General features: G+C 73.1%; 12 protein-coding genes. 7 read left to right on the top strand and 5 right to left on the bottom strand.

Features of this window, described 5'->3' with window-relative positions; translation table 11 throughout:
* Positions 1–22: 22 nt before the first annotated feature.
* From AB0I81_RS55570 to AB0I81_RS55545, 6 genes are all read left to right on the top strand, one after another.
* A complete protein-coding gene (locus AB0I81_RS55570) occupies positions 23–1,393 on the top strand; it encodes an aldehyde dehydrogenase family protein (RefSeq protein ID WP_360676963.1) in 1,371 nt (456 codons plus the stop codon).
* Positions 1,390–3,483, top strand: a complete 2,094-nt coding sequence (pabB, locus tag AB0I81_RS55565) for an aminodeoxychorismate synthase component I (protein WP_360676961.1) — start codon at positions 1,390–1,392, stop codon at positions 3,481–3,483. The genes AB0I81_RS55570 and pabB overlap by 4 nt, the downstream gene beginning before the upstream one ends.
* Positions 3,480–4,988 carry an AMP-binding protein gene (locus AB0I81_RS55560; protein ID WP_360676958.1) on the top strand — a complete coding sequence of 503 codons (1,509 nt, stop codon included), beginning with the start codon at positions 3,480–3,482 and terminating at the stop codon, positions 4,986–4,988. The genes pabB and AB0I81_RS55560 overlap by 4 nt, the downstream gene beginning before the upstream one ends.
* Entirely contained in the window at positions 4,985–6,097 is a 1,113-nt protein-coding gene (locus tag AB0I81_RS55555; RefSeq protein ID WP_360676956.1) for a ScyD/ScyE family protein, read from the top strand. The genes AB0I81_RS55560 and AB0I81_RS55555 overlap by 4 nt, the downstream gene beginning before the upstream one ends.
* The gene (locus AB0I81_RS55550) at positions 6,094–7,365 is read left to right on the top strand and encodes an MFS transporter (protein ID WP_360676954.1); all 1,272 of its coding nucleotides are present in this window, start codon (positions 6,094–6,096) and stop codon (positions 7,363–7,365) included. The genes AB0I81_RS55555 and AB0I81_RS55550 overlap by 4 nt, the downstream gene beginning before the upstream one ends.
* 195 nt (positions 7,366–7,560) lie before the next feature.
* Positions 7,561–8,388 (top strand): BTAD domain-containing putative transcriptional regulator, encoded by an 828-nt coding sequence (locus AB0I81_RS55545; RefSeq protein ID WP_360676952.1) that lies wholly within the window; start codon positions 7,561–7,563, stop codon positions 8,386–8,388.
* On the opposite strand, the gene AB0I81_RS55540 is transcribed toward AB0I81_RS55545, so the two are convergent.
* The gene (locus AB0I81_RS55540; RefSeq protein WP_360676950.1) at positions 8,378–11,287 is read right to left on the bottom strand and encodes a type 2 lanthipeptide synthetase LanM family protein; all 2,910 of its coding nucleotides are present in this window, start codon (positions 11,285–11,287) and stop codon (positions 8,378–8,380) included. The genes AB0I81_RS55545 and AB0I81_RS55540 overlap by 11 nt on opposite strands.
* 49 nt (positions 11,288–11,336) lie before the next feature.
* Complete coding sequence (locus tag AB0I81_RS55535) at positions 11,337–11,795, bottom strand: DUF6229 family protein (protein WP_360676948.1); 459 nt, start codon at positions 11,793–11,795, stop codon at positions 11,337–11,339.
* Between the two features lie 282 nt (positions 11,796–12,077).
* Between AB0I81_RS55535 and AB0I81_RS55530 the strand changes: the two genes are divergently transcribed.
* On the top strand, positions 12,078–13,406 hold the full coding sequence (locus AB0I81_RS55530) for a cation:proton antiporter (RefSeq protein WP_360676946.1): 1,329 nt from the start codon (positions 12,078–12,080) through the stop codon (positions 13,404–13,406).
* 317 nt (positions 13,407–13,723) lie between these two features.
* On the opposite strand, the gene AB0I81_RS55525 is transcribed toward AB0I81_RS55530, so the two are convergent.
* The 3 genes from AB0I81_RS55525 to AB0I81_RS55515 form a co-directional block, all read right to left on the bottom strand.
* Positions 13,724–14,380: a helix-turn-helix domain-containing protein gene (locus AB0I81_RS55525; RefSeq protein WP_360676944.1), complete on the bottom strand. Its 657-nt coding sequence runs from the start codon at positions 14,378–14,380 to the stop codon at positions 13,724–13,726.
* Positions 14,381–14,854: 474 nt separating this feature from the next.
* On the bottom strand, positions 14,855–15,460 hold the full coding sequence (locus tag AB0I81_RS55520; protein ID WP_360676942.1) for a DUF1775 domain-containing protein: 606 nt from the start codon (positions 15,458–15,460) through the stop codon (positions 14,855–14,857).
* The coding region (locus AB0I81_RS55515) for a CopD family protein (protein WP_360676940.1) at positions 15,457–16,590 on the bottom strand (1,134 nt) is incomplete at its 5' end. The genes AB0I81_RS55515 and AB0I81_RS55520, both read right to left, overlap by 4 nt.

Below are 16,590 nucleotides of genomic sequence, written 5' to 3'. Positions count from 1 at the left end.
CGAACGCGCAGGAGACCTGCCGATGCCAACCGCAATCCCCACGATCCGGCCGCTGGTCGCCGGCCAGCCCATGGACAGTCAGGACCACTCCGACCTCGTCGGCGTGCACGGCGCCCGCGTGGCGGAGGTGCGCCTGGCCGCGCCGCTGACCGCGGTGCCGGCGGTGCAACGGGTCCGTGACGCGGCCGACGGCGTGCCGCCCGACCAGGCGACGCTCTCGCGTGCCGCCGAGATCCTGCTCACCGAGGAGGTGGACGGCGAGTCGCCCGACGACTACCTGATCCGCTGCGCGCTGGCCACCGGCGTGCCGAAGCCCGTCGTCCGCGACGGGCTGCACTATCTGGCCCGGGTGCTCGCCGATGTCCGGCGGTACAACGCGCTCGATCTGCCGCCGATCCCGGACGTGGAAGGCGTCGCCGCCCGCTGGATCCCCCGCGGGCGGCTCTTCGCGATGCTCACCAACCTCGGCACCCACTCGGGGGGCAACTCGTTGTGGGTGCGGGCGCTGTCGATCGGCTACAGCGTCATGATCCGCCCCGGACGCGCCGATCCGTTCACGCCGCACCGGCTCATGGGCGCGCTGCGCGCGGCCGGGGTCGCGCCGGAGAAGCTCACGCTGCTGCCGGGGCCGGACCGGATCGGCCATCTGCTGGTCGAGCGCGCGGACGCCGGAGCCGTGCAGGGCCCGCCCAAGCTCACCCGGCAGTGGGAGCGGCGGCGCGACGTCCGGGTGAACGGCCCCGGCCGCAGCAAGCTCGTCATCGACCACGAGCCCTCCGCCGCCGAGCTCGACCACCTGGTGGACAGCGTGCTCGGCGACGGCGGTGTCCGCTGCGACAACGTCTCGGCCATCCTCACCACCGAGGATCCGGGCGCGCTCGCCGACGTCCTGGCCGAGCGGCTCGCGCCCACCCCGGCCCACCTCGTCACCGACGATCGGGCGCGGCTGCCCGCCGTGTCGGCCGAGCGCGCCACCGTCCTGCGCAAGCGCCTGGACGAGCTGGCCGCCGGCCTGACCGACCACACCGCCCCGCACTACGGCGGAGACCCGCTGGCCGCGCTGGACGACGGCTCGTACGCGGTGCGCCCGGTGGTACTGTCGGCGCCGAGCTCCGGCCATCCGGCCGTGCACACCGAGCTGACCTCGCCGTTCGTCGTCGTCGCCCCCTGGCACCCGGACGAGGGCGTGGCGCCCCTACGCGACTCCCTGGTCGTGACCGTGCTGGGCGACGATCACCTGGCCCGCCTCGCCGAGGACGAACCCCGCATCGGCCGGGTGGTCACCGCCCCTGTGCCGCCCTGGGCCACGATGCCCCCCTCCCTGTACGGCGACGGCCTCATGCACATGCTCGCCGTCCGCAAGACGACCGTGATCGGCGGTGGCCGGGGGTGATCCGTTGCCTGCTCATCGACAACTACGACTCCTACACCTACAACCTGTTCCAGTTGCTGGCGCAGATCAACGGGGTCGACCCCGTGGTGGTCGCCAATGACGACCCGCGCTGCGTGGAGTTGGCCGCGGAACTGGACTGCGTGGTCATCTCTCCAGGTCCCGGCGACCCTGGCAACCCGGAGGACTTCGGCCGATGTGCCGACGTCCTGCGGGAGGCGACCGTACCCGTGCTCGGGGTGTGTCTCGGGCACCAGGGGATCGCGGCGGTCGGCGGCGGGGCGGTCGAGCGGGCGCCTGCCGCCCGGCACGGGCACGTCAGCCGCGTCCGTCACACCGGCGACGAGCTGTTCCACGGCATCCCGCAGGAGTTCGGGGGAGTGCGTTATCACTCGTTGCGGGTGCCCGAGCCGCTGCCCGGCCACCTTGAGGCGACCGCGTGGGCGGAGGACGGCGTGCTCATGGGGCTGCGCCACCGGCACCGTCCGATCTGGGGGGTGCAGTTCCACCCCGAGTCGGTCCTGACCGAGTACGGGGCGCGGCTGCTGGCGAACTTCCGGCGCATCGCCGAACGGCACCACGGCCGGCCGGCGGGGCGGGCCACCGACCTGCTGGAGTACACCGCGCACACCCGGTCGGTCCCGTTGCGCGCCGGGAGCGAGCCGCTCTACCACGCGCTCTTCGGCGGCTCCCGGCACACCATGTGGCTGGACAGTGCCCGGCACGGTCCCGGACTGGCCAGATTCTCCTACCTGGCCGAGGCGTCCCCCGCGCACGGCGAGGTGCTGACCTACCAGGTCGGTGAGGGGGAGGTCGGCATCGAGACGGTCGGCGCCGGCACGCGGCGGGTCGCCGGATCCATCCTGGAGGTCCTGGACCGGGAGCTGCGGCGGCGGTCGGTGCACGCGCCCGAGCTGCCGTTCGACTTCACCGGCGGATACATGGGCTACCTCGGGTACGAGGTCAAGGCCGACTGCGGGTCCTCGGCCAAGCACTCCTCCGAGGTGCCGGACGCCGTGTGGATGTTTCCCGACCGGTTCGCGGTCGTCGACCACGCCGACGACTCCCTGCACCTGGTGGCCCTGAGCGTCGCCACGCGGGAGTCGGAGCGGGCGGCGGCCGCCTGGCTGAGGTGGGCGGCCACGACCGCGGGCGGGATCACGCCTGCGCCGCAGCCGCCCCGGGATGGCCCGGCGGGCGGCCCCGGCCCGCGCGCGGTGGCGGAGGCCGGCCTGGTACGTGGCCGCGCACGCTACCTGGCCGACGTGCGGCGCTGCCAGGATGAGCTGCTGGCGGGCGAGTCGTACGAGATCTGCCTGACCAACGCGGTGCGCCTGCCGCTCGTCGTGGACCCGCTGCGCTTCTACGGCCGGATGCGCGCCCGCAACCCCGCGCCGTACGCGGCGTACCTGTCGGCCGGCGGCGTCCAGGTCGCCTGCTCCTCGCCCGAACGTTTCCTGAAGATAGACAAGGGCCGCGTCGTGGAGAGCAAACCGATCAAGGGCACCGCTCCCCGGGGCGTCACCGAGACCGAGGACGAGCGCCTGCGCACCACGCTGGCCACCGACCCGAAGAGCCGCGCGGAGAACCTCATGATCGTCGATCTGCTCCGCAACGACCTCGGCCGGGTGTGCGAGCCCGGCAGCGTGCACGTGCCCGCCCTGATGCAGGTCGAGTCGTACCAGACCGTGCACCAGCTCGTCTCGACGATCCGCGGGTTGCTGCGTCCCGAGTCCTCGGCCGTGGACTGCCTGCGCGCGTGCTTCCCCGGCGGCTCCATGACCGGCGCGCCCAAGCTGCGCACCATGGAGATCATCGACGAGCTGGAGACGGAGGCGCGCGGCCCCTACTCGGGCACGATCGGGTTCCTGGGCTGCGACGGGACCGCCGACCTGAACATCACGATCAGGACGGCGGTCTTCACCCCCGACGGCATCAGGATCGGCGCGGGCGGCGCCATCGTGCTCGGCTCCGACCCGGCCGACGAGTACGAGGAGATGCTGCTCAAGGCGTGCGCCGCGCTGCTGGGCCTGGACGAGGGGCACGCTCCGGGCGAACTGGTGGCCGGCGGGCTGTCGGAGGTGGCCCGATGAACGTCACCCGGCAGATCGAGCAACTCGCCGAAGGCGGAGGATGGCTGGGGCGCACGGCGTTCTGGGACAACGGCGTCCCGCACACGCACGCGGCCCTGCACCGGATGGCCGCCCGCGCCGCGTCGGGCCTGGCCGCCCGGGGAGTGCGCAGGGGCGATCGGGTCCTGCTCGCGCTCCCCGACGGCATGGGCGTGATCGCCGCGTTCCTCGGCGCGGCGCGGATCGGCGCGCCGGCCGTCATCGTCAACCCGGACGTCCCCGCCTCCGACCACGCCAGGATCGTCGCCGACTGCGCGCCGCACACGATCGTCGCGGGCGCCGCGCTGAGCGGCCGCTACGACGCCGCCCGCCACGTCACCGCCGGCGAACTGCTCGCCCTGGGGCACACCCGTCCGATCCCCGCGCCCATCGACGCCGGTCCCGGCGAGCCCCTGTACGTCCAGTACACCTCCGGCACCACCGGCACACCCAAGGGCGCGGTGCACACCCACGGGCAACTCGCGGCCTACCAGCGATGTGTCGGCAAGGGTGTGCTCGACGTGCGCGCCGAGGACGTGCTCCTGTCGGTCTCGAAGACGTACTTCGCCTACGGCTTCGGCAACGCGCTGGTCTTCCCGCTGTTCACCGGGGCGGGCGCGGTGCTGTTCGGGCACCGGCCGACGGCCGCGCAGGTCGCGGCGGCGATCGGGCGGTACGGGGTCACGCTGCTGTTCGCCGTGCCCGGGTTCTACGCCAAGCTGCTCGACCACTGCCCGCAGGAGGGGTTCGGCTCGCTGCGCGCCGCGGTCTCGGCGGGCGAACGGCTGCTCCCGGCGCTCGGGGCGAAGCTGACCCGGGCGCTGGGGACGCCGGTGCTGGAGCAGATCGGCGCCACGGAGGCTGGTCACGCCTACTGCGCCAACACCGTCTGGGACAACACGCCCGGCACCATCGGCCGGCCGGTGCCGGAATGTGAGCTCCAGCTCCGCGGCGAGGACGGTGAGCCGGTCGCCGACGGCGAGATCGGGGAGTTGTGGGTGCGCGGCCCCATGATCATGCCGGGCTATCTCGGCGCACCGGAGCTGACCGCGAAGGTGCTGGTCGACGGCTGGCTCAACACCCGCGACCGGGTGAGCCGCAGCGCCGACGGCACGTACGTGCACCACGGCCGCACCGACGACATGGAGGTCGTCGGCGGCATCAACGTGGCACCGACGGAGGTCGAGTCGGTGCTCGCCCGGCATCCTGGCGTCCGCGAGGTGGCCGTGGTGTCCGTGCGCGACGACGCCGGCGTGACCGCGTTGCGCGCGTTCGTGGTGCCGGGCACGCCCGGCGTGGACGCCGCGCGACTGGAGCCGGAGCTGATCGCGCTGGCCCGCGAGCATCTGGCCGCCTTCAAGGTGCCCAAGTCGGTCCGCGTGGCCGCGGAGCTTCCGCGCACGCACACCGGCAAACTCCGCCGCTTCGTTCTGCGCGAAGGCGCCGAGGCGGCGGGCGGACCGCTCAGAAAGGACGTCCCCTCATGAGATCTGCCATCGTTCTCGCGGCGGCCATGCTCGCCTGCGCCGCCCTGCCACTCCCGGCGCAGGCCACCGCCGCGGCGTCGCCGGTCCTTTCCGCGCCCCGCGTCGTCGCGGAAGGGCTGGCCCACCCGCGCGGCATCCGCGCCCTGGCCGGCGGTGTGGTGCTGGTCGCCGAATCCGGGAGGGAGGGCACGGAGCCGTGCCTGCCCAGAAGCCCGGGCAGCGCGGGAGCGGAGCAGTGCCTCAGCCGGACGGGCGCCGTCTCCCTGTTCACGCACGGCCGCAAGACCACGCTCGTCAGCGGCACCGCCTCGCTCGGCACCAAGGACGGCGCCTTCGCGCACGGGCCGAGCGACATGCTCCTCACCCCGAAGGGGCTGGTCGTCGTCATGGGCCTGGCCAACAACCCCACGGGGCGCGAGGCGCTCGGCGAGGCCGGTCGTGAACTGGGCACGCTCGCGTACGCGACCCCCAAGGGACTGCGGCCGTTCGCGGACCTGGCCGCCCACGAGATCGCCCACAACCCGGACGGTGGCGCGGGCTTCGCCGGGCTGTGGTGCCATCCGTACGCCGCGATGGCGGACGGCGACGGGTTCCTGGTCGCCGACGCCGGGGCCAACGCGCTGCTGCGGGTGGCCAGGGACGGCGCCATCTCGGTCGTCGCGGTGTTCCCCGCGCAGACGGTGACCACGCCGAACGGTCCTGCGCAGGTCCAGGCGGTACCCACCTCGGTGGTACGCGGTCCGCGCGGCTCGTACTACGTCAGCGAGTACACCGGATACCCCTACACGGGCAAGGTCGCGCGGATCTGGCACGTGGTACCCGGGCAGCAGCCGCGCGTCTTCGCGGAGGGCTTGTCGCCCATCCTCGACATGGACGTCGACGCCAGGGGACGGCTGCACGTCCTTGAGGTCGACTACACCGGCAGCCCCCACACCGTCCCCCCGCCCGCCGGCCGGGTCACCCGCGTCGAGCGCGACGGGACGACCGTGCCCGTCGTCACCGAGGGCCTGACCATGCCCAGCTCGTTGTCCTTCACCCGCGACACCCTTTACGTCGCCGACAACTCGGTGTCGGCCAACGGCCGGCTGCTGGCCTACCGGCTGCCGTGACGGACGTCGAGAACCCCGCCGGCGTGGACAGGACCGCCGCCGGCGCCGAGGTGGCCCGCGTTCAGGCGCGGACCGTACGGGTGCTGGCCGTCACGCAGGTCGTCGGCGGCGTGGGGGCGCTGGCGGGCACGACGGCCGGCGGGCTGCTCGCCGCGTCCGTCGCCGGCGATCCGGCCGCCGCCGGATACGCGCAGGGCTCGCAGGTGGCAGGGGCGGCGCTGCTCGCCCTGCCCATCGTGCTCGTCATGCAGCGGTTCGGACGGCGCCGGGGCATGATCGCGGGCTTCACCACCGGCCTCGTCGGCGCGTGCGTCGCCGTCCTGGGCGGCTGGACGGACTCGCTGCCCGTCCTGATGGCAGGGCTCATCCTGTACGGCGCCGCGACCGCCACCAGCCTGCAGTCCCGTTACGCCGCCACCGACCTGGCCACGCCCGCGCAGCGCGCCCGCGCCCTGTCCACCGTCGTCTGGGCCGCGACCGCCGGCGTGGTGATCGGCCCGAACCTGGTCGGGCCCACCGCCGTGCTGGCCGAGCGGGCCGGCCTGCCCCCGCTGACCGGCGCTTACGTCTTCGCGGCGGCGGCCTTCCTGGTGGCGGCCACCGTGGCGGGGACGATGCTCCGCCCCGACCCCCTGCTCCTGTCCCGGCGGGTCGCCGGCGAGCCGGCCCGGCCCGGCCCCGGCGGGATCTGGGTGCCGCGCCTGATCCTGACCACCCCACCGGCGCGGCTGGCGGTGACGACGATGGTGGTGAGCCACTCCGTCATGCTCCCGCTGATGGTGATCACCCCCGTGCACATGGCCGCGGCCGGCACCGGCCTGACCGTCATCGGCGCCGCCGCCAGCGCCCACGTGCTGGGCATGTACGCCCTGTCGCCGCTGGTCGGCCGGCTCTGCGACCGGTTCGGGCGGCGGGCGGGCCTGGTGACCGGCGCGACATTGCTGCTGGCGGCCACCGTGGTGGCCGGTACGGCGGGCCACGACTCCTGGCGCCTCACCGCCGGGCTGGTCCTGCTCGGCGTGGGCTGGTCGGCCTGCCTGGTCTCCGGCTCGCTGTTGCTCAGCGAGTCGGTCCCCGCCGGGCGGCGGCTGCGGGTCCAGGGCACGGCCGACATGACGGTGGGCCTGTGCGCGGCCGCGGGCGGGCTCGTCGCCGGCCCGGTCGTCGGCACGTTCGGCTTCGCGGGACTCACCCTGGGCGCGGGCGTCATGGTGCTCTGCCTGCTCGCCGTACAGGTGTACGCGCTGCTCGGAGGCCGGGCCGGATGAACGGGAGAGCATGTGATGGACGGACAGCGTGCGATGGACGGACAGCGCGTGATGGACGGACAGCGCGTGATGGACGGACAGCGCGTGATGGACGGACAGCGTGCGATGGACGGACAGCGTGCGATGGACGGACAGCGCGTGATGGACCGACAGCGTGCGATGGACGGACAGCGTGCGATGGACGGACAGCGTGTGATGGACCGACTCCGCCTCACCGGCACCGGCGTGCCCGTGGTCCGGTGGCCGGGGGGAGCCTTCGTGGACAGTGGACGTGAGATGCGGCTGCGGCTCATCGGCGAGTTCGCGGTTTGTGTCGGGGCGCGCCGCCTGACCGGCACCGAGGTGGGCAGCCGCAAGGCTCGTACGCTGCTCGCGCTGCTCGCCGTGGCCGACGGGCGGCTGGTGCACATGGACATCGCCGCCGAGGCGTTGTGGGGCGAGAGGTGGCCGTCGCGACCGGGGGACAATGTGGCCACGCTGGTCAGCAGGCTACGCGCCACGCTCGACCCCGGCGTCGTGCTCGGCGGGCGCAGCGGATACCGCCTGGGCCGGCACGTCCGCGTCGACCTGTGGCAGGCGCGTGAGCTGGCCGGCGTCGCCGAAGGCGTCCTGGCGAGCGACGCGCGCCGGGCCATGCGGCTCGCGGGCGACGCCGTCCGTCTCGTCGCCGACGCCGAGGTGTTCCCCGATGTCACGGACGCGGCGTGGGTCGAGCCCGCCAGGGCGGCGCGGGCCGACGTCCTGCGGCGGGCGCTGCACGTGACCGCCGCCGCCGCGCTGCGTCGGCGGCGTCCGTCCGAGGCACGACTGGCCGCCCAGTCCGCTGTGGCGCAGGATCCGTTCGACGAGATCGCCTGCCGCCTGCTGATGCGGGCGTACGAGCTGGCCGGCGAGCCCGCCAGGGCGCTGGCCGCCTACGAGCGGCTCCGGGCCACGCTCGCCGAGGAGCTGGGCATCGATCCCACACCGGCCACCAGCGCCCTGCACGTGGCGATCCTGCGCAGCGCCACGCTCACCCCCTAGCCCCTTGGCGGAGCCCGGCCGCCGATGGCCGAGCGTGTCCCGTCAGTTCGCCGGCTCCCGGGTCGGGGAGCAGGACGGAGGGCAGCGGGCAGCCGGGGTGCATCCGCAGCAACTGGTACGCCACACCGCCGAGCCCGGGCAGCAGCCCCGGCACCAGCGCGTTCCCGGCGAACCCGCTGGAGGGGCCGAACTGCTCGATCCCGCTGAGCACGCGGGCATCCAGCCGCTCCCTGTCGATGTCGAGCGCGCCGGTGGCGGCGGCGAGCGTGAGCACCTCCCAGGCGCCGAGGTCCCCGTGGGCCAGGGTGTGGTTCCGGCCGAAGCCGTCCACCCTGCACACCGCCGCCGCCCGCCCCAGCACGGCGCGCCGGCGCGCGGCGCTCACCAGGTCACCCTGGGCCACCCGCCGCAACTCGTCCGCCGCGACGATCCCGAGCCCGCCGGCTCCGTAAGCCCAGGTCGCGGCGCCGACCGTGGGGTGCTCGGGCTGCTCGAAGGCGGCGGCGGTCGCCGGATGCTCCGGCTCCGGACGGACGGCGGTGGCGGCGAGAGCTGCCGCCTCCGCGTTCCCGGTGGCCGCCGCCAGCCGGGACAGTGCCCAGCCGATCCCGGCGGCACCATGGGCCAGCCCGGCGGAGTCCAGGGACGGCTCCGGGCTCACCCATCGGGCGACGCCGTCGCGGACCTCCGCGGCCGCCACCAACCGGGACCCGATCTCATCGGCCAGCGCCACCGCTCCGGCGTGCCCTCCCTCGACGCGCTCATCCAGCCTGAGCAGCGGCACCACCGCCCCCGCCAGCCCATCGACCAGCCCGAACGACGCATCGCCGGCCAGCGAGGCCGACAGGCCGGCCAGCACGGCCGACGCCTGGGACACCGCCTCGGCCGGCTCGACCGCACCGAGCCGTTCCAGCAGCAGCCAGGCCCAGATCCGCGACCCGATGCCGAGATAACCTCCGGCGACCTCCCGGGCCTCGGCCGCCAGCAGGGCATCCCCGGTGGCGCGCAGGGTACGCAGCACGGCTCGCAGCAGTTCGGCCGCCTCGGGCACCGGATCGGCCCGGCCGTGCTCCGCCTCGTGCTGGTAGCCCGCGAGCAGCACGGCGATTCCCGCCGTGCCGCCGTACATGTCCGGCCCGAGCGGCAGCACCGCCCAGCCGGCCGAGTCCAGCACCGGCCCGATCCACGTGGCACTGCCGTCGTCCCCGCGCACGGCGGACGCGGCCAGCCCGCGCACGATCCCCGCGGCCGCCGTACGCCGGCGCCGGTCCAGGCCCGAGGTGCGCACCCGGCGCGGCACCAGGGTCCGCGCACCGCGCAGCCACCCGTCGTTCAGGTACGCGCCCACCACGGAGGATCGGATGACCTGCCGTTCCACCTCGATGTCGGCTGCCCGCCAGCGGCGCAGCGTACCGGCGAACAGGTCGTCAGCCGCTCCCCACATCGTTCCGCGCGGCCCGGTCAGCAGTCCGCGGCGGGGCGTGGTGGAGTACACGGGCACGTCGGCGACGAGCAGGTCCGACACCTCGGCCGCGATCACGGCCGGATCGTCCGGCCTGCCGGGCACGTTGACCGCCTGGCGGGCGAGCACGGCCTCGGCGCGTTCGCGGGCGGCGGGCTCGTCGTGCAGCGACGCCGGGTGCCACAACATGCGGCCCAGCTCCGCGTACGACTCGGTGGAGCGGGGGACGACCCGCACCGGCGCGTCGGCGAAACCGTCGAGCGCCGGCTCCAGCTCACCCGCCTCATCCAGCCCCCGCAACCGCTCGGTGAGCTCGGTGAATCCGGCGACCACCTGGTCCCAGTAAGCACCCAGCACCGGGTCGGGGCTCGGCAGGTTCCGCTCCATGGGCAGTTCCACGCGGGCCCGGCCCACTCTGGCCCGATCGGTGCCCGCCTCCAGGATCACCTGCAGCTCCGCGGGTGGCTGCTGGCCGGGCAGCGAGCCGATCCCGGACGGGTCGATCCCTCGCCAGCCCAGCGCCGTCCCGCGGTCCGGCAGCAGGCCCGTGCTCAGCACCGAGCCACCCAGCAGCGCCGCGGCCCTGTCGGTGGCGTCGCAGAAACCCGGCTCCATGGCGGGCGGCTGCGGCGTGAACAGCGTCTCGCAGTCCACGACGACGGGCACCGGCCCGGCGGCGATGAGATTTTCGGCGTGCATGTCGCTGCCGCCGAGCAGGAACATCACCGCCAGCCAGTGCCCCAGCCCACGATGGAAGGCACGCAGTTCCTCGTCACTGTCGCAGTAGCGGTGCTCGACGTAGCCGGCCCAGCCGTAGGTGCCGCGGGACACGACCTCGGGAACCCGGATCCGGGTGAGCGCAGGTTCATCGTGCAGCACCCGTTCCAGGAACCGTGCCAGGGCGCGGTCCACGGTGACCGGGCGCGGCTTGTACGCGACGCGGCCGCTCTCGCAATCCAGGAGGACCACGGTCTGCCCGCCCCGATGGCTGTCCCCGGCCGCGAACCGCACCTCGACCAGTCCGGTCCCACCGCCGCCCATGAGCGGGCCGAGAGCGGTGCGGTCGGTGACGAACCGGTGCGCCAGCGTCAGCGCCGCCGCGCACCTGTTGCCGATCACCCGGCGCAGGCGGGGCAGCAAGGTCGGGTAGTGGCGGCCCAGCGAGGTCCAGAAGGCGGGAGCGGCCGTCTGGGTCTGCCACTCCGCCCACCGGGCCGCCGGATCGGCCGCGGTGAGCCGGCCGGTGAGCCGGGCCGCGTGCAGCTCCAGAAGCAGGACGCGTTCGATGAGCCGGCTTACGGTGTCGCGCAGCGCCGTCTCGGCGGCGGTGTGCAGCGCATCGCGCTCCGCCTCGGCCAGCCCCGGAACCGAGCCGAGCCGGGCCGCCAGCCGAAGCAGGGCAGGCTCCAGCAGGTGACCCGGCACGGTGTCGCTCACGGTCTCGTTACCCGTGGGTGCAGATGTGTCCGGTCGGAAATACGCACGGCTAGGAGACCGCGCTCATCTCGAACCGGACGGTACGGGTGTTGCGCGTGTTCGCCATGCTGCGCGTGTTCGCGAGCCCTCTCATGCCCGCCATCTCCCGCGTGTTGGTGGTGCGGGTGTTGATCTGGCGGGTGTTGGTGGTGCGGGTGTTGATGTCGCGGGTGTTGGCCGTCCGCGTGTTGATGTCGCGCGTGTTGGTGGTGCGGGTGTTGATCTGGCGGGTGTTGGTGGTGCGGGTGTTGGCCGTCCGCGTGTTGATCTCACCCGTGTTGGCGGTACGCGTGTTGGCCAGGCTCCGGGTGTTACCCCAGGTGGCCGGCTCGAAGGTGAGGTCGTCCGTACCGGCGCCGAACAGCGGTCCTGCCGGGTTGATCAGTTCGTCGAACCCCTGAGCCGTCTGCTGCCCGGTGCGCCAGGCGGCGACGACCTCCTCGGCTTGCCACTGCGTGAGTTCTGACATGTGACCGGTCCCTCCTGGGCTCGTCTTCTTGGTCGATTCAGATGCTCCCCGCGGCCATTGCAGATCCATTGCAGTCCCGCCCGGACAGCCGACATGCGGAAGCGCCGTCATCCCCGGCGCCGTCCCGGGCGTATCACTTCGCAGACCGTGGAGCCCTGCCCTGGGGCGCCGGGAACGCACGAAACGGCATGCGGCGGGGGAGTCACGCGATCGTGCGTCGAGCCGCGGCCCGCGCCCGCGCCGCGAGCCGGGCCAGTCCGATGACACGAGAAAGGCAGCACTGTGAACCACTCATCCATCGTGGTGACCCAGCCGGTTCCAGCGCTCGGCGCCATGCCGCTGGTGTTCCTGCTCCAGGTCGGAGTGCTGCTCCTGGTCGCGGTGGCACTCGGCAGGCTCGCCGTACGGTGGAAGATGCCCGCCGTGGTCGGCGAGTTGTGCGCCGGCGTCATCCTGGGCCCGTCGCTCTTCCAGCATGCCGCTCCCGCCTTGACCGCCTGGCTGCTGCCACGCGACGCGGAGCAGTTCCACCTGCTGGACGCGGTCGGCCTGCTCGGCGTGCTGCTGCTGGTGGGGATCACCGGCAGCCATCTGGATCTGGGGCTGGTGCGCAGGCGGGGCGCCACGGTCGCCAAGGTCAGCCTGTTCGGCCTGGTCATCCCGTTCGTGCTGGGCATCGGCACCGGGCTGCTGCCCTCGCCGCTGGCCGCAGGCAGCCAGGACCGCACGGTTTTCGCGCTCTTCCTGGGGGTGGCCATGTGCGTGAGCGCCATCCCGGTCATCGCCAAGACCCTGTTCGACATGAACCTGCTGCACCGCAACATCGGCCAGCTCACGCTGGTCGCCGGAATGGTGGACGACGTGTTCGGCTGGGTCATGTTGTCGATCGTCTCGGTCATGGCCACGACCGGGTTGGCCACGCAGAACGTGGTGCTCTCGATCGCGTACGTGCTCGCGGTGCTCCTCTTCGCGGCATTCGTCGGAAAGCCGCTGGTCACCCGCCTCTACCGGTGGATACGCACGCCCTCCACCGTCACCGCCGTGACGGTGGTCCTCATCCTGCTGTCCGCCGCGGGCACCCACGCGCTGGGCCTTGAGGCAGTCTTCGGCGCCTTCGTGATGGGCATCCTCATCGGCACCTGGGGCGAGCCCGACCCCGCCGGGCTCGCCCCGCTGCGGACCGTCGTCCTGGCCGTGCTCGCCCCCGTGTTCTTCGCCACCGCAGGGCTGCGCATGGACCTGACAGCCCTGTCCAGACCGGAGATCCTCGGCGCGGGCCTCCTGGTGCTGACCGTCGCCGTCGTCGGCAAGTTCGCCGGGGCCTTCCTCGGAGCCCGGCTCAGCCGGCTCACCTCCTGGGAGGCGCTCGCGCTGGGTGCGGGGATGAACGCCCGCGGCGTCATCGAGGTCATCATCGCCATGGTCGGCCTGCGGCTCGGCGTCCTGAATCCGGAGACGTACACGATCATCATCCTCGTCGCGGTCGTCACGTCGCTCATGGCACCGCCGATCCTGCGGGTGGCGATGGCCAGGGTCGCCATCACCGAGGAGGAGAACCTCAGGAACGCCGATGGTCCCCAGTCCGCCACCGTCCCGCGAAGCCCGGCCTGACCGCCGACGGCGCGCAGCCCGGAGCTGTGCGGCTCATCATGCCGGTCGCCGGCAGGTACGGCAGGCAAGGGCGCGGCACCCGGCTGATGGAGGACGCCCTGCGGGCCGCCGGTCACCGCCTCGTTGAGCCGGCCGCGACCCTGTGGGTGCCGAATATTGTGTCGCCTCATGCGACCTGGGCGTATTCGTGTAGGAGGCCGCCGACCCGGTCTCGTCGGAAGACATCGATGTCCGCGTCGACCGGATCGGGTAGCGCTCTGAGCGGGCTGGCCTGCTTCAGGGCCCCGGTGCGGTCGATGCAGATTGAAGGAGGTCTCTTACTCGGCGAGGACCTTGCGCAGGTGGCGTTCGTTCATGATGAGGATCCGGTCGAGTAGCTCGCGACGGACACCGCTGCCCACCCACCGCTCCATGATCGCGTTCATCCGAGGAGCCTGGGGTGCGGTAAGCACCACGCAGATGCCCTCGGACGTGAACACCTCATCGAACAGAGCAGTGTACTTACTGTCCCGGTTTCTGATCAGGAACCGGAAGCTGCCGATCCGGTCGCCCAGGTCGAGTATCAGGTTGCGGGCTTGCTGGGCGACCCAGTCGGCGCTGGGGTTCGCCGTGATCCCCAGCACGTGCACTCGCCGGGTGGCGTGTTCGACCACGGCGAAGCAGTACAGCCGCGCGAGCATGACCGTCTCGACGCTGAAGAAGTCGCAGGCCAAGATCCCGGACGCCTGAGCCTTGAGGAACTGAGCCCACGTCGGGCCGCCGCGCTGGGGCGCCGGATCGAAACCGGCCCTCTTCAAGATGGCCCACACGGTGGCCGGGGACACCTTCCGGCCCAGGCCGGCGATCTGCCCGGCGATGCGCCGGTAACCCCAGCCCGGATTCTCGGCGGCCAGGCGCAGCACCAAAGCGCGGATGGTGGGTCGGATCGGTGGCCGTCCCGGCCCCTGCTTGGGGTAGGTCCAGCGTCGCTTCACCAGGTCGGCATGCCAGCGCAGCAGCGTCCGCGGTGTGACGAACAGGTGACATCGGCGGCCTCGGGGCAGGAGTCGCGCGAGCGCGGTAACGATCGCCCAGTCCGCCCACGACGGCCGGGGCACGGCCACCTGACGGCGGAGAACAGCCAGTTAATGCCGCAACACCAGGATCTCTGCGTCCTTGGACGCCTGCGATCGGGCGAGGAGCGCGATCCAGCCGAATACCCGCAAGACGATCAAGTACAGCAGCCGCAGAGCCATCCTGCGATCCTGCCGGAGCCGAGTCATCGAGCACAGCAAAACCCCAGATCAGCCCCTGTGACGCAATATTCGGCACCCACAGCCGAACCGGCTGTATGATCCGTTGATCAGATCGCCTCGTGTCCGTCCGACCGAGCAAATCTCCCGGTCCTTGCCTCGCTCGTCGTTCTCCGCGGTATGCGCGCATTCCGGCGGGGGTGATCAGGCCGGCGGTCATGGGCGGAGTCGCCGGCGGGTCAGGTGAGCGGTCATGGCCGCCAGAGCGGTGAAGGCGCCCAGGGCCGCGGCCACCTGGACGTCGCCGGCGCCGTCCGCGCCCACGGCAGGGGGAAGGGCCGGGCTGAGGTCCGGGTCCAGGACGGCGGCGGTGGCGATCAGCCGGGGCGCGGGCTCCTTCGACGCGTCGTCGGCGCCGATCCACTCGTACGCCTTGCCGCCGGTGCACCGCTGCGTGGCCGGGAAGAGCAGCGGCGCGCCGGCCTTGCCCGACAGGCGTGCCTTCACAGTGAAGGATGCCTTGGTGCCGTCGGTGATCCCCGGGCCGGTCCACTCGACCGTGTTTCCCTTGACCGTGCTGCGCCAGTCGTCCGGCTGGCCGGCCGACAGTACCGAGGACCCGGCCGGGATCCGGACGACGAGTGCCTCGGTCGGTGCGCCGTCGCATCCGTGGTCGAAGGAGAAGGTGAGCGTGACCGACCCGTCCCCGTTGGGTTGCGCGGACTCCAACAGCACGTGAGCCAGCGCCGGGGCAGCCGGTAGCAGCACCAGCGCGGCCGCGGCCAGCACCACCCCGGCGGCCCGGATGACACGGGATCTCACGGGATCACCACCTTCTGGGAGACGACCGGGCTCTCGAACTCCGACAGCCGGACGACCAGCGTCACCGTCCACGTCCCGTCCAGCGGGAAGTCGACCGCTGCCTCGTAGGTGCCCTTGCCCGTCGTGGACAGTGGCTTCTTGAACGGTCCCAGCTCGTAGGCGGGCAGCCGTACCGACAGCTCCGGCGTCTCGTGCGGCACGAGCGGCACGCCCTTGCCGTCCACCAGGGACAGCTGGAGCGCGTTGACCCCCCGCTTGCCGGGGCTGATCACCATGGTGGCCTTGCCCTCGCCGACGGCCACGGTGAGCGTCTTGGGCCCGGCGGAGGCGGATGGCGCGGCTGCCGCGGGCGCGGCGGCGGGTTCCTCGCGCGGCGTCTGCGAGACCAGCACGCCGGTGACGGCCACCACCACGGCCAGGCCCGCCGCCTCGAACCCGACCGTGCGGCGCAGCGCGGCCAGGGTGGCCTCCCGGCGCGCGCCGGAGAGCACCGAGGGGACGAACCGGTACCGGTTCCAGGCGGCGACGCCGACGACGGCGAGCACCAGCACGAGCTTGACCAGGACGAGGCGGCCGTAGCCGGTCGTCCACAGGCCCTCCACGCTGTCGGCGATCCGCCACCACAGCAGGACCGCGCTCGCGCCGAGCCCAGCCACCAGCCACAGCGCCGCGGCCGAGAAGCGGCCCACCGCCGAGGCGACCTCGGACACCCGGTGGTGGCGGTCGGGGACGAACAGCAGGCACAGCCCGAGCAGCCCGCCGAACCACAGAGCCGCGGTGGCCAGGTGCAGCAGGTCGGCGGCGAGCACCAGCCCGCCCGGCCCGTACACCCTGGTGTGGCCGACCACGGCGAGCGAGCCCAGCGCCAGCGCCATGCCGGCCGCGGCGGCGACCGGCAGTTCGCGGCGCACCGCGACCAGGGCGATGACCGTGCCGGCGGCCAGCACCGCCGCGGCGGCCGCGGGCGCCGCCGACAACGCCGCGGGCCACAGCGAGGCGGAGAACAGGTCGCCGACGCCCGCGCCGTCCTGCCAGAGCTTGACCAGCGGGACCAGGGCCGCGGCAACCGGCGACAAGAAGCTGTTCGACTTCGATCTGGACAGGCCCAAGGGTGACATGCCGGTGCTCAC

This window comes from Nonomuraea sp. NPDC050404 (assembly GCF_040655495.1).
Lineage (GTDB): Bacteria > Actinomycetota > Actinomycetes > Streptosporangiales > Streptosporangiaceae > Nonomuraea.
This window is presented reverse-complemented; position numbering and strand designations above follow the sequence as displayed.